Origin of the sequence: Leisingera sp. M527 (genome assembly GCF_025141525.1) — a bacterium.
GTDB lineage: Bacteria > Pseudomonadota > Alphaproteobacteria > Rhodobacterales > Rhodobacteraceae > Leisingera.
In genome coordinates, this window is sequence record NZ_CP081037.1 from 1,110,629 (window position 1) to 1,129,893 (window position 19,265).

The 19,265-nt window shown below is 64.0% G+C and carries 20 protein-coding genes; 14 read left to right on the forward strand and 6 right to left on the reverse strand.

What is annotated here, in order from left to right; all coding sequences use genetic code 11:
• Nucleotides 1-57: 57 nt before the first annotated feature.
• Together K3555_RS05515 and K3555_RS05520 are read right to left on the reverse strand one after the other, a co-directional pair.
• On the reverse strand, nt 58-1,038 hold the full coding sequence (locus K3555_RS05515; RefSeq protein ID WP_260007701.1) for a TraB/GumN family protein: 981 nt from the start codon (nt 1,036-1,038) through the stop codon (nt 58-60).
• Nucleotides 1,039-1,079: 41 nt separating this feature from the next.
• Complete coding sequence (locus tag K3555_RS05520; protein ID WP_260007702.1) at nt 1,080-2,087, reverse strand: TraB/GumN family protein; 1,008 nt, start codon at nt 2,085-2,087, stop codon at nt 1,080-1,082.
• Between the two features lie 148 nt (nt 2,088-2,235).
• Between K3555_RS05520 and K3555_RS05525 the strand changes: the two genes are divergently transcribed.
• The 10 genes from K3555_RS05525 to K3555_RS05570 all read left to right on the forward strand — a co-directional run bounded on the left by K3555_RS05525 (nt 2,236) and on the right by K3555_RS05570 (nt 12,217).
• Entirely contained in the window at nt 2,236-2,922 is a 687-nt protein-coding gene (locus tag K3555_RS05525; protein WP_260008495.1) for a DUF2161 domain-containing phosphodiesterase, read from the forward strand.
• A gap of 163 nt (nt 2,923-3,085) precedes the next feature.
• A complete protein-coding gene (locus K3555_RS05530) occupies nt 3,086-4,087 on the forward strand; it encodes an isopenicillin N synthase family oxygenase (RefSeq protein ID WP_260007703.1) in 1,002 nt (333 codons plus the stop codon).
• Between the two features lie 185 nt (nt 4,088-4,272).
• On the forward strand, nt 4,273-4,560 hold the full coding sequence (locus K3555_RS05535; protein WP_027258120.1) for a co-chaperone GroES: 288 nt from the start codon (nt 4,273-4,275) through the stop codon (nt 4,558-4,560).
• Nucleotides 4,561-4,625: 65 nt separating this feature from the next.
• On the forward strand, nt 4,626-6,278 hold the full coding sequence (groL, locus tag K3555_RS05540) for a chaperonin GroEL (RefSeq protein ID WP_259990879.1): 1,653 nt from the start codon (nt 4,626-4,628) through the stop codon (nt 6,276-6,278).
• 205 nt (nt 6,279-6,483) lie between these two features.
• Complete coding sequence (locus K3555_RS05545; protein WP_260007704.1) at nt 6,484-7,071, forward strand: GNAT family N-acetyltransferase; 588 nt, start codon at nt 6,484-6,486, stop codon at nt 7,069-7,071.
• Nucleotides 7,072-7,158: 87 nt separating this feature from the next.
• Nucleotides 7,159-8,472: an alpha/beta hydrolase gene (locus K3555_RS05550; protein ID WP_260007705.1), complete on the forward strand. Its 1,314-nt coding sequence runs from the start codon at nt 7,159-7,161 to the stop codon at nt 8,470-8,472.
• A 129-nt stretch (nt 8,473-8,601) separates the two neighbouring features.
• Nucleotides 8,602-9,486: a DMT family transporter gene (locus K3555_RS05555; protein ID WP_260007707.1), complete on the forward strand. Its 885-nt coding sequence runs from the start codon at nt 8,602-8,604 to the stop codon at nt 9,484-9,486.
• A 52-nt stretch (nt 9,487-9,538) separates the two neighbouring features.
• Nucleotides 9,539-10,303: an alpha/beta fold hydrolase gene (locus K3555_RS05560; protein WP_260007708.1), complete on the forward strand. Its 765-nt coding sequence runs from the start codon at nt 9,539-9,541 to the stop codon at nt 10,301-10,303.
• The gene (locus K3555_RS05565; RefSeq protein WP_260007709.1) at nt 10,300-11,448 is read left to right on the forward strand and encodes an alpha-D-ribose 1-methylphosphonate 5-triphosphate diphosphatase; all 1,149 of its coding nucleotides are present in this window, start codon (nt 10,300-10,302) and stop codon (nt 11,446-11,448) included. Before K3555_RS05560 ends, K3555_RS05565 begins: the two co-directional genes overlap by 4 nt.
• 145 nt (nt 11,449-11,593) lie before the next feature.
• Nucleotides 11,594-12,217 (forward strand): RNA ligase family protein, encoded by a 624-nt coding sequence (locus K3555_RS05570; RefSeq protein WP_260007710.1) that lies wholly within the window; start codon nt 11,594-11,596, stop codon nt 12,215-12,217.
• Between the two features lie 63 nt (nt 12,218-12,280).
• Here K3555_RS05570 and K3555_RS05575 read toward each other — a convergent pair whose 3' ends face one another.
• Both K3555_RS05575 and purE read right to left on the reverse strand, forming a co-directional pair.
• Nucleotides 12,281-13,357, reverse strand: a complete 1,077-nt coding sequence (locus K3555_RS05575) for a 5-(carboxyamino)imidazole ribonucleotide synthase (protein WP_260007711.1) — start codon at nt 13,355-13,357, stop codon at nt 12,281-12,283.
• Entirely contained in the window at nt 13,350-13,838 is a 489-nt protein-coding gene (gene purE / locus K3555_RS05580; RefSeq protein ID WP_259997856.1) for a 5-(carboxyamino)imidazole ribonucleotide mutase, read from the reverse strand. Before purE ends, K3555_RS05575 begins: the two co-directional genes overlap by 8 nt.
• Before the next feature lie 270 nt (nt 13,839-14,108).
• Between purE and K3555_RS05585 the strand changes: the two genes are divergently transcribed.
• The gene (locus tag K3555_RS05585) at nt 14,109-14,423 is read left to right on the forward strand and encodes a DUF1272 domain-containing protein (protein ID WP_260007712.1); all 315 of its coding nucleotides are present in this window, start codon (nt 14,109-14,111) and stop codon (nt 14,421-14,423) included.
• A 39-nt stretch (nt 14,424-14,462) separates the two neighbouring features.
• On the opposite strand, the gene K3555_RS05590 is transcribed toward K3555_RS05585, so the two are convergent.
• Nucleotides 14,463-15,746 (reverse strand): uracil-xanthine permease family protein, encoded by a 1,284-nt coding sequence (locus K3555_RS05590; protein ID WP_260007713.1) that lies wholly within the window; start codon nt 15,744-15,746, stop codon nt 14,463-14,465.
• 239 nt (nt 15,747-15,985) lie between these two features.
• Between K3555_RS05590 and K3555_RS05595 the strand changes: the two genes are divergently transcribed.
• Complete coding sequence (locus tag K3555_RS05595; protein ID WP_311200023.1) at nt 15,986-18,025, forward strand: FAD-dependent oxidoreductase; 2,040 nt, start codon at nt 15,986-15,988, stop codon at nt 18,023-18,025.
• Between the two features lie 179 nt (nt 18,026-18,204).
• On the opposite strand, the gene K3555_RS05600 is transcribed toward K3555_RS05595, so the two are convergent.
• Entirely contained in the window at nt 18,205-18,429 is a 225-nt protein-coding gene (locus tag K3555_RS05600) for a YdcH family protein (protein ID WP_129370208.1), read from the reverse strand.
• A gap of 181 nt (nt 18,430-18,610) precedes the next feature.
• Here K3555_RS05600 and K3555_RS05605 point away from each other — a divergent pair, with 181 nt between their 5' ends.
• On the forward strand, nt 18,611-19,024 hold the full coding sequence (locus K3555_RS05605; RefSeq protein WP_205877370.1) for an Hsp20 family protein: 414 nt from the start codon (nt 18,611-18,613) through the stop codon (nt 19,022-19,024).
• A gap of 5 nt (nt 19,025-19,029) precedes the next feature.
• Nucleotides 19,030-19,254 (forward strand): DUF1150 family protein, encoded by a 225-nt coding sequence (locus K3555_RS05610; RefSeq protein ID WP_129370209.1) that lies wholly within the window; start codon nt 19,030-19,032, stop codon nt 19,252-19,254.
• The last annotated feature ends 11 nt before the right edge of the window (nt 19,255-19,265 follow it).

The window sequence follows — 19,265 nt, forward strand, 5'->3', positions numbered from 1 at the left end:
TTATAGGGCTGGCGCGCAGGCTTGTCACCCCGCAGCCGCTGCAATGCGGCGTTGTGCCTAGAACGGGGCGCGTTCCAGCCTGTAGCCCTCTTGCCGCAGAAGGTTCAGCAGGCCGGCCCTGCCTGGCAGATGCAAGGCGCCGGCGGCCACCACGATCCGGTCGCCTCTGGCCGCTTCGATCACCGGGATCCAGTTGCGGTTGCGCTGGTCGAGCAGCCCGTCCATCGCCTCTGCCCACAGGGTTTCGCGCTCTGCCCTGGTCAGGGCGCCGCTTTGCAGGAAGTCCCGTTCGCTCAGGTAAAGCGCGCTCAGCGCTTGCTGGTCGAAATAGGCCTCAACCGTGGTGATGAAACTGTCCTGGCCGCCGCCCATCATGGCGGTAAAGGCGCGCAGCTGACGGACCTGCTCTTCCAGCGGGTCGGCGTCCATCATCCGGATGACGCTCATCGGATCTTCGAGCGACTGCAGGGCAACACCGGCGTCTTCAGCCAGCTTGCTGAGCCGCACATCAAGGCCCCGTTTGATGTCCTTGTCCTGGCGCAGGCAGGGCGGGAATGACATTGTCATCGCCAGGAACCAGGGCCGCATCTTGGCAGCCATCCAGGGGGCCATGCCATGGCTGCGGACCTTGGCGGCCAGGGCCTCCCACTCATCGGCGGGCAGGCGGTCGATCAGGCTGGGGCCGTCGGTGATCAGCATCAGCGAGGGCGTGCGGCCCAGTTCGGCCTCGAACGCCGCTTTGTCGGCGGGGCTGGCCTCCATCAGCAGAAGGTCTGCCTGGCGTACCAAGGGGGCCAGCCGGGCGGTGATGGCCTCCATCCGCGGATCGTTGATGTGCAGGGTGCCGATCACATGCAGCGTGCGGGTGCCGCGCCGGGCGATCCAGTGGTTGCCTTCGGCAAAGGGCACAGCGGCGGTGCGCGCCTCGATGCGGGCGCGGTCCGGTGCGGCGAGGGCCGTGCGCAGGTCGGTGCCGGTGCAGGCCGCCCTCAATGAGGCGGGCAGCAAGAGGAAGAACAGGCAAAGGAAAAGCCGCATAACGGGAGGGTCCTGAGATCTGAGTGCGGACGGGAGCCGCCTTACCACGGCGCCGGGGCGAGGCTGAAGCCCTTGGCTTTCAGCAGGTTCAGAACACCGTTTTTGCCGGGCAGATGGGCAGCCCCGACGGCGACGGCAATCCGGTCCTGCCGGGCGGCCAGGATGGGTGTCATCCAGCGCTGGTTGCGCTGATCCAGCAGGCGGCGGTTGTATTGCCGCCAAAGCCGCGCGGTTTCGGCGCCGGAGAAGCTGCTGTACTGGGCACTGATCCAGGGGGCGAGGACAAAGGAGGTCCAGACGCTTTGGTCGAAATAGGCTTCAACCGGGGTGGCATCCTCGGGCTTGCCGGATTGCACCAGTTCCAGTTCCAGCGCCAGCATCCGGGCCTGATCGCTGAGCGGCAGGCTGGCAATTGCTGCCAGCGCCTGTTCCGGGGTTTCCAGCGCCCCCAGCGGGATTCGCTTGCGACGGGCGAAATCGGATATCCGGTCGTCCAGCCCGCGCCGCAGGCCAAAGCCGTAGGGGCGGCAGCCGCTTTGCACCACAAACATAGAAATCGCCCAGGGCTGCATTCGGTTCATGGTTTCCGGATTGACGCCGGTCACCTGGGCCGTCAGCTGGAACCGCTCCCAGGCGTCGCGAGGCAGCAGGTGCCGCAATTCCTGGCCTTTGGGCAGCAGGAAACTGCGGGCCAGCTCATCAGGCATCCGGTCCAGGCGTTCCAGATCGGAGTCGGAGGTTTCCAAATAAATGGCGCCTGCTTGCGCCAGCACCGGGCGCAGGGTGCGCATCACCTTGGCCATGCGGGCATCGCCGCCATGCATAGTGCCGATCACATGTATGGTGCGGTTCCCCTTGGTGGCGACCCAGTGGTTGCCGCGCGAATACGGGGTGGCGGCCATCTCGCGCTCCAGCCGTGCCGCGGTGGCGGCGGGCAGATGGTCGCGGTAGTCGATGCCGCGGCAGGCGGCCATGGCGGCAGGGGCCTGCAGGGCCAGGCCAAGTGCCAGCCCAACTGCCAGGGCGCGTGCAAGTGCTATCGGTTTCATTCTAAGCCCTCTCACCGGTTCCGGAACAGCAGCCTGGATGTATGACCCTAGGGTGCGGCGCCGGGGGCGGCAATGCAAAACCCTGCGTCTGGGCCGCAAATCCGTGCCGCGGATTGCCATCGGCGGCGCGACCTGCCAGTCATGGGCGATGGAACGCGAGGATCAGCTGTATGCGCCGGTAAAGGCGCTGCTGGAAGGGCAGGGCTATGAGGTGAAGGGTGAGGTGGGCGCCGCCGATGTGGTGGGTGTCCGCGGCGCGGAGCCAATGGTGATTGTCGAACTGAAGCTGAAGTTTTCGCTGTCGCTGTTTCACCAGGCGGTGGCCCGGCTGGCGGTCACCGACCTTGTCTATATCGCGGTGCCGCGGCCCGGAGGGCGGCAGGCGCGGCGGATGATGAAGGACAATCTGGCGCTGTGCCGGCGGCTGGGACTGGGGCTGATCACGGTGCTGGCGGACGGCCGGGCCGAGGTGCATTGCGACCCCGGCCCTTATGCCCCGCGAAAGTCGAAGAAGAAGCAGGCCCGGCTTTTGCGCGAGTTTCAGACATTGCGCGGCGATCCCAATGCGGGCGGTGCCACCCGGCATGGCATTGTTACGGCCTACCGCCAGGATGCGCTGGCCTGTGCAGCGCATCTGGCCGTTGCGGGCGCCTGCAAGGGGGCCGTTGTTGCCAAAGCCACCGGTGTTGCGCGCGCGACGCAATTGATGGCCAGCAACCATTACGGCTGGTTCGAGCGGGTGGCGACCGGCATCTATCAGCTGACGGATGCGGGCCGTGCGGGACTGGTGCATTGGGCCGGCAGCTGGGAGGATGAGGCGCCGAAAGAGTCATAAAGGTGAATTCTATACTCGCATCTAAACCTAATACCGCCTTTATTGCATCGCTTGTTACGCGGTTCAGATGAATTGAGATCAACTCAGTTGCGATTTTTCCCTGTTGAGCCTGCGCGCCTCTAGACCGATGACAGGCCTAGCTTTGCATGAGGGGGAGACAGCAATGGCACATCAGGACATCGACCGGCTGCAGGACCGGCTGCGGGCGCAGCGGCAATCCTTCGACAAGATCCCGGTGATCGACATCAGCGCGCTGAACAGCGGCGGCAGCCTGTTCGAGGTGGCCAAGGAAATCCGCTGGGCGCTGACCAACGCGGGATTTTTTTACGTCAGGAACCACGGGGTGCCCGAGGCGGTGGTGAACGGCGCCTTTGATGAGACACGGGCGTTCTTTGATCTGCCGCTGGCGGACAAAATGGACCTGCATATCTCCAAATCCGGGCTGGCGTTGCGCGGCTACATCGAGATCTTCGGCGAAAACACCGACCCCAAGAAGACCAAGGACCTGAAGGAATGCTTTGACATCGGGCCGGAATGCCCCGGCGGCACCGCGCCGTTTTTCGGCGCCAACCTGTGGCCGTCGGAGCGGCCTGCATTCGAACGGGCGGTCTATGGCTATCATCAGGAGATGAAAGGCCTGGCAGAACGGCTGATGCGGGCAATTGCGGTCAGCCTGGATCTGGAGGCGGATTTCTTTGTGCCCAGGATGCAGGACCCGATCACCATCCAGCGGCTGCTGCATTACCCGCCGCAAGAGGGGCAGATTGATGAGAGCGTGATGGGCATCGGCGCCCATACAGACTACGGCAGCCTGACAATTCTGACGCAGGATGACGTGGGCGGGTTGCAGGTGATGAACCGTGATGGGGATTGGGTCGAAGGGCCGCCGATTGCCGGGACTTTTGTGATCAACATCGGCGATCTGATCCAGCGGCTGACCAATGATCTGTATCTTGCGAACCTGCACCGGGTGGTGAATGCCTCGGGGCGCGAGCGCTATTCGATCCCGTTCTTCATTGATGCGGATGCAGATGCCGTGATCCAGCCGCTGGACAGCTGCGTCAGCGCGGAAAACCCGGCACGGTATCAGCCGGTGACCTGCGGCGCGCGTAAGTTCAGCCGCTTCAAGGACAGCTTTGCGCATTTGAAAGACAAGGTGGCGTAAGCGGAATTTCCGAAGACAGCAGAGGGCGCGTCGGCGCCCTCATTTTTTTGCTGATTCCGTGTTGACAAGGGAGGGGGGCATTCCTAGCTTCCCCTCGTTAGCACTCAGCAGATGTGAGTGATAACTGCCCTGCCAGGGAGCGGGGCAAAGGATAACAACCTTTGAGCCTTTAAGGAGCTGCAAAGATGGCATTGAAACCGCTTCATGACCGCGTACTGGTGCGTCGCACCGAAAGCGAAGAAAAAACCGCGGGCGGTCTGATCATCCCCGAAAGCGCAAAAGAAAAGCCGAGCGAAGGCCAAGTCGTCTCGACCGGCGAAGGCGCGCGCAAGGACAGCGGCGAGCTGATTGCGATGGCTGTTTCGGCTGGCGACAAGATCCTGTTCGGCAAGTGGTCCGGCACCGAGGTCACCGTCGACGGCGAAGAGCTGCTGATGATGAAAGAAAGCGACATCATGGGGATCATCGAGTAAGCCGCCCGGCTTCTCTGCCCCCCCTATTATCGCTGCCAAACAGAAATTCTCGAGGAGAATGAAATATGTCTGCTAAGGACGTCAAATTCGCAACCGACGCACGCAACCGCATGCTGAACGGTGTCAACATTCTGGCTGACGCCGTGAAAGTGACCCTGGGCCCGAAAGGCCGCAACGTGGTTCTGGACAAATCCTTTGGCGCGCCGCGCATCACCAAAGACGGTGTGTCGGTTGCCAAGGAAATCGAACTGGAAGACAAGTTCGAAAACATGGGCGCCCAGATGGTGAAGGAAGTTGCTTCCCGCACCAACGACGAAGCCGGCGACGGCACCACCACCGCCACCGTGCTGGCCCAGGCCATCGTCAAAGAAGGCCTGAAGCAGGTTGCAGCGGGCCTGAACCCGATGGACCTGAAGCGCGGCATCGACCTGGCGACCTCGACCGTTGTTGCCGGCATCAAAGAGATGGCCCGCGAAGTCAAAGACTCCGCTGAAGTTGCCCAGGTCGGCACCATCTCTGCCAACGGCGAAGCTGAAATCGGCCAGCAGATTGCTGACGCGATGCAGAAAGTCGGCAACGAAGGCGTGATCACCGTCGAAGAAAACAAGGGTCTGGAAACAGAGACCACTGTTGTCGAAGGCATGCAGTTCGACCGCGGCTACCTGTCGCCCTATTTCGTGACCAACGCCGACAAGATGATTGCAGATCTCGAAGACTGCATGATCCTGCTGCACGAAAAGAAACTGTCTTCGCTGCAGGCCATGGTGCCGCTGCTGGAGCAGGTGATCCAGTCGCAGAAGCCGCTGCTGATCATTGCAGAGGACGTCGAAGGCGAAGCGCTGGCAACCCTGGTTGTTAACAAGCTGCGCGGCGGCCTGAAAATTGCTGCTGTCAAGGCACCGGGCTTCGGCGACCGCCGCAAGGCCATGCTGCAGGACATCGCAATCCTGACCGGCGGCCAGGTGATCTCCGAAGATCTGGGCATGAAGCTTGAGTCCGTGACCATGGACATGCTGGGTTCGGCCAAGAAGATCGAAATCACCAAAGACGAAACCACCATCGTCGACGGTGCAGGCCAGAAAGCCGAGATCGAAGCCCGCGTTGGCCAGATCCGCGCTCAGATCGAAGAAACCACATCTGACTACGACCGTGAGAAACTGCAGGAACGCGTTGCCAAACTGGCAGGCGGTGTTGCCGTGATCCGCGTCGGTGGCATGACCGAAGTCGAAGTGAAAGAGCGCAAAGACCGTGTGGACGATGCTCTGAACGCAACCCGCGCAGCTGTGCAGGAAGGCGTGATCGTCGGCGGCGGTGTTGCTCTGGTTCAGGCCGGCAAGGCGCTGGAAGGCCTGGAAGGCGCCAACGCCGACCAGAATGCCGGCATCGTGATCGTGCGCAAAGCGATTGAGGCGCCGCTGCGCCAGATCGCCGAAAACGCCGGTGTTGACGGTGCGGTTGTGGCCGGCAAGGTCCGCGAAAGCTCCGACAAGAACTTTGGCTTCAACGCTCAGACCGAAGAATACGGCGACATGTTCGCCTTCGGTGTGATCGACCCGGCCAAAGTGGCGCGTACCGCTCTGGAAGACGCCGCATCGGTTGCCGGTCTGCTGATCACCACCGAAGCCATGGTTGCCGACAAGCCCGCCAAAGAAGGCGCAGGCGCCGGCGGCGGCATGCCCGACATGGGCGGCATGGGCGGCATGGGCGGCATGATGTAATCACAGATCCCATCGGGATTTGTGATGAGGCGACAGGCGATTGACCGTTAAGGCCAAGCTGCCGGAAGCTGCACCGCTTAAGACTGCAAGAATTTGGGGCTGCCTTTGGGCGGCCCCTTTTTGTTTTGGCGGGTACAGAAGGCCCGCCTTGCGGGCCTGCCTCCGGCGGGAGTATTTGTGCAAAGGTGAACGCGGGAGGATTGGAATGGTTGTCGGGCCGGATACGTTGAACGAGGTGAAGGAAGAGCATTTTGATGAGGTCGAGGCGGTTTTGCTGACCGCCTTTCCCACTGATGCCGAAGCGCGGCTGGTGCGGCAGCTACGGGCGGACGGGGACATGCTGTTTGAGTTCCGCAAGTCCTGGGATGGCAAGATTGGCGGCTACTATGCTTTGAGCCGGATGCAGGCGCCGGAGGGCTGGGCCTGTCTGGCACCGATGGCGGTACGGCCGGAATGGCAGGGCGGCAAGCTGGCCGAGAATAATCCGAATATGGAAGTTGGGGGGACTGAGGACCAACTGTACCGCGGTCCGTGGCGGTTCGGCACCCGGATGCTGCAGGAGCTGGCGCAATGCTATGAAATGCCGACGAAGGCAATTGATGGAAAACTCCCTGAGACCATCGTGGTGCTGGGCAAGCCCTCCTTCTATGGGCGCTATGGCTTCAGCCTGCAGCGGGCGCAAAAGCTCAGCAGCCCCTATCCGCTGGAATACACACTGATCCTGCGGCGGGGCGATGATGTGCCGGTGGCGGAGCTGATCTATCCGCAGGCGTTCCCGGGCGGCTCCGGTTGACACGATATTTTCATTGGCCGGACATATGTTTGCGGGCTAGCCTTCAGAATTGCTGAAGTGGAGCGCGCAACAGGGAGGGACTGGCGGATGGCGATACTGTCAGAGCGTATAGTGGTCCGGCTCTTACTGGCGCTGCTGATTGCGGGCTGCGGGGTGTCGCCGGTGGACCGGCTGGCCAAGCCGCCGAACCTTTACTCAACAGGGCGCAATTACCAGGCGGAGCGGGTTCCAGAGGCGCAGCGCACGGTCGTGCCCAGGCTGCTTTATGTCACCAACCGGTCGCAGCGGTTGAATGGCGACGGGTCGGTCACCTATCTGGCAGAGCGGTCGGATTCGATGGCGTTCGGCACCGCAGAGGTGCAGTTCACACGGGTCGATGACTGGCCGGAATTGGTGGCGCTGACCCATGCAAATACAAGCGGGCGGCTGCCGCGGTTGAAGGTGGCGGGGTTCCGCGACGGGATCCGGTTTTCCAAGACGCCGCTGCCGGCCGAGCGGCGCGGCGGCCGGGTGGTGACCGAGGCGCAGGCGGAAAGAGATTATGCCGCCTATGCCGCAGAATTCCGCAAGACGGTGGCGGCTGAGGTCCGGCGCGCGGGTAGCGGGCGTATTCTGCTGTTTGTGCACGGGTTCAACAATGATTTTGATGAGGCGCTGACCACCCTCGCTAATATCTGGCATTACTCCGGGCGGCGTTCGGTGCCGATGGCGTTTTCCTGGCCTGCGGGCAGTTCCGGCCTGTTCAAGTATTTCCGCGACCGGGAGGCGGGGGATTTTTCGGTCTTTCATCTGAAGGAAACGCTGGATTTGCTGGCTTCGGTTCCGGAGGTGGAGGATATCGACATCGTTGCACATTCCCGCGGTTCGGATGTAGCGGCCACGGCGCTGCGGGAGCTGGTGATCCGCGAGTGCGGGCGGGGCGTGCGCCCCAAGATCACGCTGAAGACCGGCACGCTGGTGCTGGTGGCGCCGGATCTGGATGTGGGCATTGTGCGGCAGCGGCTGATGAGCGAACGGGTCTTTGCGGCCTTTGAGCAGGTCAATGTGTACATCAACCCGGATGATCAAGCGCTGGCCATTGCCTCGATCCTGACCCGGGAGGCGCGGTTCGGGCGGCTGGATGCGTCGGATTTCGCCCCCGGTGAACTGGCCGCGCTGAAGAAGGTGGGGCTGGTGCATTTCATCCGGGTGGAAAGGGCAGGCGGATCGGGCCATTCCTATTTCCGCGACAATCCCGGCGCGATGTCGGACATTGCGCTGGCGCTGCGCACGCGGGCGTTTCCGGGCGGCACGCTGCGCCCCCTGGAGCTGGATCACGACAATATCTGGACCCTGCATCCGGATTACCCGCTGGAGCGGTTGCCGGATTTGGATCTGGACTTTGTTCAGGACCGCCGCTGAAGACCCGCAGGGCGGGCCTGCCTCCGGCGGGAGTATTTTTAGCCAGAAAGAAGCGTGTCTGCCGCCGGGCTGCTGCTGACACGGAAAAATCACTGGCCCGGCAGGCGGCTCCATTGTAGCTGGCATCTTATGCGATTGTTTCTGCTTGTCTCTCTCACCATGCTGGCCTTTGCCGCAAATTCGATCCTGGGCCGGGCCGCAGTTGGCGGCGGCTATATGGATGCCACGGGTTTCGGCCTGTGGCGGCTGGTGTCCGGGGCGCTGACTCTGGCGGCTTTGTGCCGGATCCGGCGGCTGGAGACCTGGAGCCGGGAGCGCATCCTGCGTCCTTCCAGCCTGTGGGGCGGAGCGGCGCTGACGTTGTATATGGCGGGATTTACCTTGGCGTATCAGGATCTTGATGCAGGACTGGGGGCGCTGGTGCTGTTCGGGGTGGTGCAGATGTCCATGTTCCTATGGGGGGCTGTGCGCGGCAGCCGTCCGGGGCCGGCCCAGACCGCCGGGGCGGTGGCGGCCTTTTTCGGGCTGGCCTATGTGGTTTGGCCTGCGGATGGCGCCGGAGTGCCGTTAACCGCGTCTTTGATGATGGCCGCGAGCGGGCTGGGCTGGGGCATCTACAGTCTGTTGGGGCGCGGTGCGCAGGCGCCGCTGGTGTCCACGGCGGTGAATTTCGCCTGGTCCAGCGTGATGATGCTGCCGGTTCTGCTGTTGGCGGGCGGCGGCACGGTGGTGAGCCTGTACGGGGTGTTTTTGGCAGTTTTGTCCGGCGCGGTGACCTCGGGGCTTGGGTATGCGCTGTGGTACCGGGTGCTGCCGCAATTGCTGCCCGCGGTGGCGGCCACCGTGCAGCTGAGCGTGCCGGTGATTGCAATCCTTGCGGGGGCGGTGCTGCTGGGCGAGAGTGTCGGGCTGCGGCTGGTGTTCGGCTCGGTTGCGGTGCTGGGGGGGATTGCGCTGGTGGTGCGGGGCGGGCCGGGGCAGGCCGCGCGGCAGGAGCCGGGCAAGGCCGGCTGAGGGGCTTTCACCACCCGCCGTTTGCGCTTATCTGGTCTCTATGCGTATTTCGATGAAATCCCTGATAGCCGCTGCTGCGGCGCTGCTGCCGCTGCCCGCTGCGGCTGATTGTGTGATCCTGCTGCACGGGCTGGCCCGCAGCGAGACGTCGTTTGTGGTGCTCGGGGAGGTCTTGCAGTCGCGCGGCTACAGCGTTGTGCGGCCCGGCTATGCCTCCACCGAGGAGACCATTCAGGTACTGGCGGAGGAGGCCTTGCCACAGGCCTTTGCTGCCTGCGGCGAAGAGACAGCCCATGTGGTGACCCACTCGATGGGCGGTATCCTGCTGCGCTACTGGCTGCAGGGCAACCATCCGCAGAACCTGGGCCGGGTGGTGATGATGGGCCCGCCGAACCAGGGCAGCGAACTGGTGGATGAACTGGGCGATTGGGAGGTTTTCGGCCTGCTGAACGGCCCTGCGGGCCTGCAGCTTGGCACCGGGGCGGAGAGCCTGCCGAAACAACTGCCGCCGGTTGATTTTCAACTGGGGGTGATTGCGGGCAGCGAGACGCTGAACCCGCTGTTCTCCGCCCTTATACCGGGGGAGGATGACGGCAAGGTCTCGGTCGCAAGCACCAAGGCGGATGGAATGGCGGCGCATCTGACGCTGCCGGTCACCCACACCTATATGATGAACAGCCCGCAGGTGATGGCGCAGACGCTGCATTTCCTGGAGGAAGGGCGGTTTGAGCCGTCGCTGACCTGGCTGGCGGCGGTGGAAGAGATCATCGCTGAGGCTTGCCAGCTGAATGGCGGTTGCGCAGAGGCAGAGAAATGACATTGGAACTGACGCTGCAAGGCGGTGATGTGCTGCGCCCCGGCGGGTTGGAGCGCGGCGGCGAAATTGCCGTCGCAGGCGGCCTGGTATCGGAGACAGCGGCAGGGCGCGTTGCGGACCTGACAGGCTATCTGGTGCTGCCGGGGATCGTGGATCTGCACGGCGACGGGTTTGAGCGCCATTTGGCGCCGCGCCGGGGCGCGATGAAGCAGATGGCCGAAGGTGTCGTCGCGGCGGAGGCGGAGCTGGCCGCCAATGGTATCACCACCGCTGTGATGGCGCAGTTCTATTCCTGGGAAGGCGGCCTGCGCGGTCCGGAGTTTGCCGGTCAGGTGTTTGAGGGTATCAAGGATGTGCGCGGTTCGCTGGTCACGGACCTGTTGCCGCAGCTGCGGTTTGAGATCCACATGCTGGAGGAGTACGCCGGGCTGGCTGCCAAAGTGGCAGACTGGCAGGTGCCTTATGTGGTGTTTAACGACCACCTGCCGCATGACCGGCTGGCACAGGGCAGGAAGCCGCCGCGCCTCACCGGCCAGGCGCTGAAGGCGGGGCGCAACCCGGAGGTTCACTGGCAGATGCTGAAGGACATGCACGCGCGCCGGGATGAGGTGCCGGGCAGGCTGGATGCGCTGTGCCGTGAACTGGCGGCGCTGGACGTGCGCCTTGGCAGCCATGACGACCAAACCGCCGAAGACCGCGCTGTCTGGCGCGGCCGCGGCGCCCGGATTGCCGAGTTTCCGGAAACGCTTGAGGCGGCAGAGGCCGCGCGGGCGGCAGGTGATCCCGTCATTCTCGGCTCGCCCAATGTGGTGCGCGGCGGCTCGCATAAGGGCAATGCCTCCGCCGTTGAGCTGATCGCCATGGGGCTGTGCGATGCGCTGGCGTCGGATTATCACTACCCCAGCCCGCGCCGCGCGGCCTTGATGCTGGAACGCTCTGGCCTGATGGATTTGGGCGATGCCTGGCAGCTGGTCTCGGACGGGCCTGCGCAGGTGCTGGGACTGACTGACCGCGGACGGTTGGAGACGGGCAAGAGGGCTGACATAGTGGTGCTGAACAAGGAAACCCAGCGGGTGGCGGCGACGCTGTCGGGCGGCCGGGTCAGCTATATGTCGGGGGATGTTGCCGTCCGCTTCCTGGCCTGAGGGGGAGCGCCGCGCATCAGGCCGGATGGCCCTCTTTGCGGCGCGTGAAACCGGCGGGGCCGCTTTCACTGCCCTGTCTTGCCGCCTGGGTGCACTGCGGATAGGCTGCGTCGAATGACATTTCCATCAAACGAAATTTTCTGACATGACCCGAAAATACGGCCGCACATTTCACCTGCCGCAATCGCCCGGCGCCGCCAGTGATGACAAGATCATGCTGGATACTTCTGCCCTGCTGGCCGAGCCGGAGGTGATCATCACCGAGAAGATGGATGGGGAAAACACCACGGTCCACAGCGGCGGCTGCCATCCGCGCAGCCCGGATGCGCGGTATCACCCGTCGCGGGACTGGATGAAGGCCTTTGCTGCGGGCATCTCGCCGGGTTTGGCGCAAGGGGAACGGATTGTCGGGGAGTATCTTTATGCACGCCACGCCATCGCCTACGAGGCACTGCCCAGCTATTTCCTGGGGTTCGCCTGGATCTTGAACGGCGTGATTCAGCCTTGGGAAGAAACCCTGGCCCGGTTCGCAGAACTGGGCATTGTGAGCGTGCCGGTGCTGTACCGCGGACCGCCATCCGGGCAGGTGCTGCGCGAGACCATATCCGGCATGGATCTGGAGAGGCAGGAAGGCTGTGTGATCCGGACAGCCAGAGGGTTTGCCGAGACGGACATGCAGAGGCTGCTGGCCAAATACGTTCGCGCCGATCACGTGCAGACTGATGTGCATTGGATGAACGCGGAAATCATTAGAAACGGTCTCATCTGAGACCGCCGCCTGTTTCTTTCTGGTCTTAAATACTCCCGGGGTTTGGGGCAGCGCCCCAATCCTTCAGTCCTGCGCTTTCACCACCCGGTTCACATGACCCATCTTGCGGCCTGGCTTGGCTTCGGCCTTACCGTAGAGGTGGAGGGCGCAATCGGGTTCTTTTGCGAGCTCGGGGATGCGGTCCACATCATCTCCGATCAGGTTTTCCATCACCACGTCGGAATGGCGCCGGCCGTCGCCCAGCGGCCAGCCCGCGACGGCGCGGATGTGCTGTTCGAACTGATCGACGGTGCAGCCGTTCTGGGTCCAGTGGCCGGAATTGTGGACGCGCGGGGCAATCTCGTTGACGATCAGGCCTTGCGGCGTCACGAACAGCTCCACCCCCAGAACGCCGACATAATCGAGCGCGTTCAGGATCTTGCCGGCCATCAGCACGGCGTCCATGCGCTGGCCTTTGCTGAGGCGCGCAGGCACGGTGGTGCTGTGCAGGATGCCGTCGCGGTGGACGTTCTCGCCTGGATCGAAACAGGCGATCTCACCGCTCACACCGCGGGCGGCGATGACCGAGACCTCGTGGGTGAAAGTTACAAACCCTTCGAGGACCGACGGCGCGCCTGCCATGGCAGCGAGCGCCCCGGCAGCGTCTTCAGGCGCCTTGATGCGGGCCTGGCCCTTGCCGTCATAGCCGAAACGGCGGGTCTTCAGAATCGAGGGCGCGCCGATCTCAGCCAGGGCGGCGTCGAGGCCGGCCTGGTCGGTGATGCCGGCGAAAGGGGCGGTTGTGAGGCCGAGGTCGCGCAGGAAGTTTTTCTCGGTCAGCCGGTCCTGGCTGATGCGCAGCGCTTCGCGGCCCGGACGGATCGGCCTTTGCGACTCCAGCAGGTCCAACGCCGAAGTGGGGATGTTCTCGAACTCATAGGTGATCACATCGACGGCAGCGGCAAAGGCGGCCAGCGCCTCAGCGTCTTCATAACCGGCGGTGGTCACCTGATCGGCGACATGGCCTGCGGGCGGGTTGGCGCCTGGTTCAAAGATATGCGTCTTGAAGCCGAGGCGGGAGGCTGCGACCGAGAGCATCCGGCCAAGCTGGCCGCCGCCGAGAATGCCGATGGTGGCGCCGGGCTGCAGGGCTTCAGTCATCGGAGGGCTCCTCGGGGATGGAGGCGGAGAGCGCCTCGCGCCAATCATCCAGGCGCTGGGCAAGATCTGCGTCCTGCAGCGCCAGGATGCCTGCGGCCATCAGACCTGCGTTGGCAGCACCGGCGGCGCCGATGGCCATGGTGGCAACCGGGAAGCCCTTGGGCATCTGCACGATGGAATACAGCGAGTCGACGCCTGAAAGGGCGCGGGTTTGCACCGGCACGCCCACAACGGGGACGCGGGTTTTGGAGGCGACCATGCCGGGCAGATGGGCAGCACCGCCGGCACCTGCGATGATCACCTGCAACCCGCGGTCCGCCGCGGATTTGCCGTAGCTCCACAGCCGGTCCGGGGTGCGGTGGGCGGAGACGATTTTGGCCTCATACTCAACACCCAGTTCATCCAGGATAGTGGCGGCTTCCTTCATGGTAGGCCAGTCGGATTGGCTGCCCATGATGATGCCTACTTTGATGTCGGCCATGGCTTGGTGGCTCCTGTCGCGGCTTGTGGAGCGCGCACTATAGGGAAACTGGGGTTTGGCGCAATCCGGCTTGTCGCGGAAAACGGGCGGAATTGCCCCGTTTCAGGGGCTCTGGCGCTTTGCCGCAGGCGGCAAGCTCCCGCCCGCGCGTGGATGCAGGCAAGCTGCACCGCCTTGCGGTTGGGCGTGGCGCCGCGCGGCGGCGCGGCGCGGCAGGCTTGTGCAGGGCCGGAACCGGGGGCAGGGTGGCGGCCTGACAAGGAGAGCACGATGCTGGAGCTACGCCCCAATTGCGAGCTGTGTGACAAGGATCTGCCGCCGGATGCACCGGACGCGCGGATCTGCAGTTATGAATGCACCTATTGCGCGGACTGTGCAGGGCAGGTGCTGCACAATGTCTGCCCCACCTGCGGTGGTGGCTTTGCGCCGCGGCCGATCCGGCCCGGGAAGGCCTGGCGGGCAGAGCTAAAGCTGGGGCTGGGCAACCATCCGGCCTCGGCAGAACGGGTGCATTCGAAGTTCACCCGCGAGGATATAACCAGGCACGTGGCACGGATCCGGGATGTAAAACCGGAGGAGCGGTGAGGGGAGCCGCCGGGCAGGCGGCTCCGGTTGTTTTCGGGATTAGTCCCGCTGTTTCGGCAGGATCAGGTTCAGCGCGAGGCCTGCAACGCCGGAGAGGCCGATGCCCGCGAGTGTAAAGCCTTCGCCGAATTGCAGCGTCAGCCCGCCGAGGCCGATGATCAGCACGGTGGAGATGATCACCATGTTGCGGGCCTCGGACAGGGCGTCGCCCAGCTTGGCCAGCACGCTGAGGCCGACCACGGTGACCATGCCGAAAAGCAGGATCATGATGCCGCCCATCACCGGCATCGGGATGGTGGCAAGCGCTCCCGACAGCTTGCCCGCGAAGGAGAGCGCGATGGCGAAGAGCGCTGCCCAGGTCATGATCGCCGGGTTGAAGGCACGGGTCAGGGTGACGGCGCCGGTGACCTCGGAATAGGTGGTGTTGGGCGGGCCGCCTAAGATACCCGCGGCGGCAGTGGCCAGGCCGTCGCCCAGCATGGTGTTCTGGATGCCGGGTTTCTCCATGTAGTCGCGCTTGGTCACATTGGAGATCGCCATGATGTCGCCGAAATGTTCAATCGCGGGCGCAATGGCGACGGGCAGAATGAACAGGATGGCGGCCAGATTGAACTCGGGCGCGACGAAATCCGGGACCGCGAACCAGGCGGCGCTGGCCAGCGGAGCGGTATCCACCAGGTTTTGCCCGGTGACGGAGCCGAGGACCAGCGCGGCGCCATAGCCGGCAGCGACGCCGGCCAGGATCGGCACCACGCGCATGATCCCACGGCCCAGAATAGCGGTCAGCATGGTGGTGCCGAGGGCAACAGCGGCAAGCAGAAGGGCAGTGTTTTTCGGCATCACCTGGGTGTCGCCGGCCAGGCCGGTGGCCATGTTGACCGCCACCGGCGCCAGCGACAGGCCGATCACCATGATCACCGGGCCGACCACCACGGGCGGCAGCAGCCGGTGCATGAAGCCCGCGCCAAAGGCGCGGATGGCAAAGCTGAGCACCACATACAGCAGGCCCGCCGCCGCCAGCCCGCCGGTGGTCGCCGCCATGCCCCAGGTCTGCACGCCGTAGATGATCGGCGCGATGAAGGCAAAGGAGGACGCCAGGAACACCGGCACCTGGCCGCGGGTGACGATCTGGAAGATCAGCGTTCCAAGTCCTGCGGTGAACAGGGCGACGCTGGGGTCCAGCCCGGTCAAAAGCGGCACCAGCACTAGCGCGCCGAAGGCGACAAACAGCATCTGGGCGCCGGTCAGCGCCTGTTTCGGGGAGAATTTGTAGTCGGTGTCCTGGGCTTCAGGCACCGGAGTGCGGTCGCTGGTGGCGGTCATGGTGATGCTCGTTCATTGGTTCAGCTGCTTGTGCGGAGGGGGCACCGGAATGGAGGCCGGGCACAAAATCCGGCTGCTGGTAAACGGAAAATCCGGCTTTGACCATCCGGTCAGACGGAGATTCCGCCAACCGCGGGCAAGGTGTCGCAACGGGGCCGGGAAATTGCCGGTTTTCTGCAAGCCGGATGGTGACCGGACCGGGCCTGCTGCACGTGGCAGCATTAAGTGGACCGCGACCTATGACCTTGGACAATGACCCTCTCCTTCAGCCGCTGCAAATCCGGCATCTAAGCTTGCGCAACCGGATCATGAGCACAGCCCATGCGCCGTCGTTCCAGGAGGGCGGCCATCCGCGCGACCGCTACCGGCTGTATCATGAAGAGAAGGCGCGCGGCGGCATTGCGCTGACGATGATCGGCGGCTCGACCAATATCGCGCCGGACAGCCCATCGGTCTTCGGGCAGCTCTATGCAGGCAATGACAGCATCATCCCGTGGTTCAAGAAACTGACCGATGGGGTGCGCAAGCATGGCGCGGCGGTGATGTGCCAGATCACCCATATGGGCCGGCGTACTGCCTGGGATGACGGGCACTGGCTGCCGGTGCTGGGGCCGTCGGGGCGGCGGGAACGGGCGCATCGGGCTTTTCCAAAGGTGATGGAGCAGGAGGATATCTCCCGTATTATCAACGATTTTGCCGCCGCGGCACTGCGCTGCCGGGAAGGCGGGTTCGATGGGATTGAGCTGCTGTCGCACTCACATCTGCTGGGGCAGTTCCTGTCGCCGCTGGTGAACACCCGCGAGGATGACTACGGCGGTTCACTCGATAACCGGCTGCGGCTGACACTGCAGGTGCTGGAGACGGTGCGCGCGGCGGTGGGGCCGGATCTGATCCTGGGGATGCGGGTCACGGGGGATGAGCTGGCGGAGGGCGGGCTGAGTGCCGCGGAATGCATCGCGGCGGCGCAGAAGATTGCCGCCACCGGCGCGGTGGATTTCCTGAACGTGCTGGCGGGCGCGCCTTATGATGACCTCGGCCTCGCGGGCTGGGTGGCGCCGATGGGGATGCCCGCGGCGCCGGATCTGAATGTGGCGGGCGCGATCCGCGCGGCTGTGGATCTGCCGGTGTTCCATGCCGGGGGCGTGGCCGATATTGCTACCGCCCGCCATGCCATCCGCGAAGGCCAGGCCGATATGATCGGCATGACGCGGGCGCATATGGCCGATCCCCATCTGGTGGCAAAGCTGCAGCGCGGCGAGGAGGAGCGTATCCGTCCCTGCGTGGCGCTGGGCTATTGCGTGGACCGGGTGAACCAGGGCAAGCCCGCGGTCTGCGGCCATAACGCCGCAACCGGGCGCGAGGCCGTGATGCCGCATGTGATCGGCGCGGCGCCGGAGTTGCGCAAGGTGGTGGTGATCGGCGGCGGCCCGGCGGGGCTGGAGGCGGCACGTGTTGCGGCAGAGCGCGGCCACAGGGTGGTGCTGCTTGAGGCGGGCGGGCGGCTTGGCGGGCAGATCGTCTTGGCGGCCAAGGGCATGACCCGGCGCCAGATTTGGGGTGTAGCGGACTGGCTGATCTCGGAGGTGGAGCGGCTGGGTGTGGAGGTGCGGCTGAATACTTACGCCGAGGCAGGCGACGTGCTGGCCGAAAACCCGGACGCAGTGATCGTGGCCACCGGCGGCTGGCCGGAGCGCCGGGAGATCCCCGGCGGTGATCTGATCACCTCCAGCTGGGAGGTGCTGGGCGGCGAGGCGCGGGTTGCGGGCGCGGTGCTGCTGCTGGATGAATGCGGCGATCACGCGGCCCTGGTCTGCGCGGATGCAATGGCCAAGGCCGGCTGCAAGGTGACGCTGGTCACGCCTGACCGGATGGCAGCGCATGATCTGGGGCCGGTCAATTCGGCAGTGGTGCTGCGTGATCTGGCGCGGCAGGGCGTCACGTTTGAGTGCTTTCTGGAGGTGGTTGCCGTGGCTACGGCAGGCAGCCGTAAATGCATCACCCTGCGCCATGTCCTGACCGGGGAAGTGACCGAGCGTGTGGCGGATCATGTGGTCAGCGAACATGGCATCACTCCGGCGGATGAACTTTACCATGCGCTGAAGCCGCTGTCGCGCAACTTGGGTCAGTTGGACCACCAGGCAATGATTGCCGGAACCAGCCCTTTTACCGCTATCAATCCGCAGGGCAGCTTCTGGCTGGCGCGGGCCGGTGATGCGGTGTCAGGGCGTAATATGCACGCCGCCATCTATGATGCGCTGAGACTCTGCAAGGATCTGTAACCTGCAATCAAGCGGAACCGCAGCGCGCCGTCAGGCGCGCTGCCACGCCCAACACCTTCCGGCGCAGCCGGCTGCGCGGATAAGGGGGCGGGAGGCCCAGTTGAAACTGTTAAGGCACTGCGTTCTGCAGTTTTGGTCCGGCGGTTTGGGCGCGGGCCTGCCTGGTGCCGGCGGCACTGTCAGGCGATAATATCCGGGGTCAGCCGGTCTTCGATCAAGGCGATCTTGTCCTTGAGGATGAGCTTTTGTTTCTTCAGGCGGCGGATTGTCAGCTGGTCGCTGGTCGGGCGCTCTTCCAGCGCGCCGATTGCTTCGTCCAGATCACGGTGCTGCCTGCGGAAAACCTCCAGCTCAACCTTGAGGACTTCATCTGTCTTCATCGACACATCTGTGGGTGCGTTCATTGGCGACTCAGTAAAGCTTAGGAATGAAGTGAGGCTGAAGATACTTCCTTAACCGCTTTTCCGCTAGACCTATGGGCACATGCTCTTGTGAAACCAGCAAGAACTTCCCATATTCTTCTGGAAGCGGCCGCCTGTTACGGGGCCGCGCGCATCCGTCGCTTTGGCATAAAGGACGAACACCGTGTCGAAACTTACCTTGGGCTCTTACCCGCATATGCTGGGGTTCGAGCAGCTGGAACGCCTGCTGGAACGCTCGGCGAAATCGGGCAACGAAGGCTATCCTCCCTATAATATCGAACAGACTTCCGACCATTCCTACCGCATCACCCTGGCCGTGGCCGGGTTCGCCGAAGAGGACCTGGCGATAACCGTCGAGGACCGCCAGCTGGTGATCCGCGGCCGCCAGCGCGACGACAGCGAGGGACGGGTGTTCCTGCACCGCGGCATCGCGGCGCGCCAGTTTCAGCGCATGTATGTGCTGGCCGATGGCGTCGAAGTGGGCGAGGCGGTGATGGAAAACGGGTTGCTGCATGTGGATCTGACCCGTGCCCGGCCCGAAACCGTGGTTCAGACGATCAACATCAAAAAGGGGTAAGAGCAATGCATACACCGTTTGATTTCAGCCAGGGCGCAGACCGGACCGTTTATGTAAAGGCGGTTGCGGTGGCAGATCTTCCCAAAGACGTGCAGGACAGCGCGGGCGGCCATGCGCAGCTTTATGCGGTGCATGACGCGGAAGGCGGCCAGCTGGCGCTGGTGGCCGATCGGCATCTGGCCTATGTGCTGGCGCGGCAGAACGACATGACACCGGTTTCGGTGCATTGACGTCCGGGTAA

What these genes read in the sequence shown, in the direction of transcription:
- K3555_RS05515 (WP_260007701.1), bottom strand. Translation starts at nt 1,038, where the DNA reads ATGCGGCTTTTCCTTTGCCTGTTCTTCCTCTTGCTGCCCGCCTCATTG.
- K3555_RS05520 (WP_260007702.1), bottom strand. Translation starts at nt 2,087, where the DNA reads ATGAAACCGATAGCACTTGCACGCGCCCTGGCAGTTGGGCTGGCACTT.
- K3555_RS05525 (WP_260008495.1), top strand. Translation starts at nt 2,236, where the DNA reads ATGGAACGCGAGGATCAGCTGTATGCGCCGGTAAAGGCGCTGCTGGAA.
- K3555_RS05530 (WP_260007703.1), top strand. Translation starts at nt 3,086, where the DNA reads ATGGCACATCAGGACATCGACCGGCTGCAGGACCGGCTGCGGGCGCAG.
- K3555_RS05535 (WP_027258120.1), top strand. Translation starts at nt 4,273, where the DNA reads ATGGCATTGAAACCGCTTCATGACCGCGTACTGGTGCGTCGCACCGAA.
- groL (WP_259990879.1), top strand. Translation starts at nt 4,626, where the DNA reads ATGTCTGCTAAGGACGTCAAATTCGCAACCGACGCACGCAACCGCATG.
- K3555_RS05545 (WP_260007704.1), top strand. Translation starts at nt 6,484, where the DNA reads ATGGTTGTCGGGCCGGATACGTTGAACGAGGTGAAGGAAGAGCATTTT.
- K3555_RS05550 (WP_260007705.1), top strand. Translation starts at nt 7,159, where the DNA reads ATGGCGATACTGTCAGAGCGTATAGTGGTCCGGCTCTTACTGGCGCTG.
- K3555_RS05555 (WP_260007707.1), top strand. Translation starts at nt 8,602, where the DNA reads ATGCGATTGTTTCTGCTTGTCTCTCTCACCATGCTGGCCTTTGCCGCA.
- K3555_RS05560 (WP_260007708.1), top strand. Translation starts at nt 9,539, where the DNA reads ATGAAATCCCTGATAGCCGCTGCTGCGGCGCTGCTGCCGCTGCCCGCT.
- K3555_RS05565 (WP_260007709.1), top strand. Translation starts at nt 10,300, where the DNA reads ATGACATTGGAACTGACGCTGCAAGGCGGTGATGTGCTGCGCCCCGGC.
- K3555_RS05570 (WP_260007710.1), top strand. Translation starts at nt 11,594, where the DNA reads ATGACCCGAAAATACGGCCGCACATTTCACCTGCCGCAATCGCCCGGC.
- K3555_RS05575 (WP_260007711.1), bottom strand. Translation starts at nt 13,357, where the DNA reads ATGACTGAAGCCCTGCAGCCCGGCGCCACCATCGGCATTCTCGGCGGC.
- purE (WP_259997856.1), bottom strand. Translation starts at nt 13,838, where the DNA reads ATGGCCGACATCAAAGTAGGCATCATCATGGGCAGCCAATCCGACTGG.
- K3555_RS05585 (WP_260007712.1), top strand. Translation starts at nt 14,109, where the DNA reads ATGCTGGAGCTACGCCCCAATTGCGAGCTGTGTGACAAGGATCTGCCG.
- K3555_RS05590 (WP_260007713.1), bottom strand. Translation starts at nt 15,746, where the DNA reads ATGACCGCCACCAGCGACCGCACTCCGGTGCCTGAAGCCCAGGACACC.
- K3555_RS05595 (WP_311200023.1), top strand. Translation starts at nt 15,986, where the DNA reads ATGACCTTGGACAATGACCCTCTCCTTCAGCCGCTGCAAATCCGGCAT.
- K3555_RS05600 (WP_129370208.1), bottom strand. Translation starts at nt 18,429, where the DNA reads ATGAACGCACCCACAGATGTGTCGATGAAGACAGATGAAGTCCTCAAG.
- K3555_RS05610 (WP_129370209.1), top strand. Translation starts at nt 19,030, where the DNA reads ATGCATACACCGTTTGATTTCAGCCAGGGCGCAGACCGGACCGTTTAT.